Genomic DNA, 815 nt, shown 5'->3' with positions numbered 1-815 from the left:
AGTACCCCATAATATAAAGACCCGTTTCAGTGAACACCTAGGAATTTCCAATTTGTTTGAGCAGTTTATTTACATAGCTAGGTGATATATTTAATAGTTTAGCAAGTTCCCTCTGAGAAGCCGTAGGATTTTCTCTGATGGTCTCTTTTAATTTTTCAAGGGCCTCGGCCTTTTGCCTTTCTCTTTTTGTCATACCATCAACTCTACGGGCTTCTCTCCGTTTTTTATTTTTACGGCGATATTTTTCCTTTGTTCCAATTATCGTTTTTAAATACTTTTGTTCCTCTGAAGTAATATCTAAATCTTCTATGAGCCTCTTATTTGAGTAGTTATAACCTGCACCAAGATAGCCCCGATCTTTGGCTATTTCATTAGCCTTCTTACTACTTCTAGCATTCCACGACTTTTCAGCTGATCGAGTAGCTGTAATAATCTCTTTTTCTTTCAATGGATTTTTAAATTTGCTATTAAATTCAAGTACATCTTCTAACGCTTTTTTAGGGTCATTGAGTAAGCAACACTGCCAGTAACGATATAAGAAGCACATTGTTTCTCTGTAGCCAGTAACTTCATAGTTTCTGAGTTTCACTAATTTTATAAGATCTAAGGCTCTGCTATAGTGCAGGTTTCTAATATTATGTAATGTCACTATTTTTGGGGGTCTACCCTTTTTCTTTTTCGGTTTTTCTAAGTTTGGAAGATATTTATCTCTAATATCTGTTTTAAGGTCATATCTGTAGTCATGGCGATACTGTACGGTTACTTTCTCACCACTATTTGAGTTTGTTGTTCCTGCCAACCTAAATATTCTTGAT

General features: G+C 35.1%; 1 protein-coding gene. It reads right to left on the bottom strand.

Features of this window, described 5'->3' with window-relative positions:
• Positions 1-37: 37 nt before the first annotated feature.
• On the bottom strand, positions 38-815 hold a 778-nt coding region (locus tag CDO51_RS13095), incomplete at its 5' end, for a winged helix-turn-helix domain-containing protein (protein ID WP_143824747.1).

This window comes from Natranaerobius trueperi (assembly GCF_002216005.1).
GTDB classification, from domain to species: domain Bacteria; phylum Bacillota; class Natranaerobiia; order Natranaerobiales; family Natranaerobiaceae; genus Natranaerobius_A; species Natranaerobius_A trueperi.
Note: the sequence above shows the minus strand (reverse complement) of the source record. Positions and strands in the feature narration are given on the sequence as shown.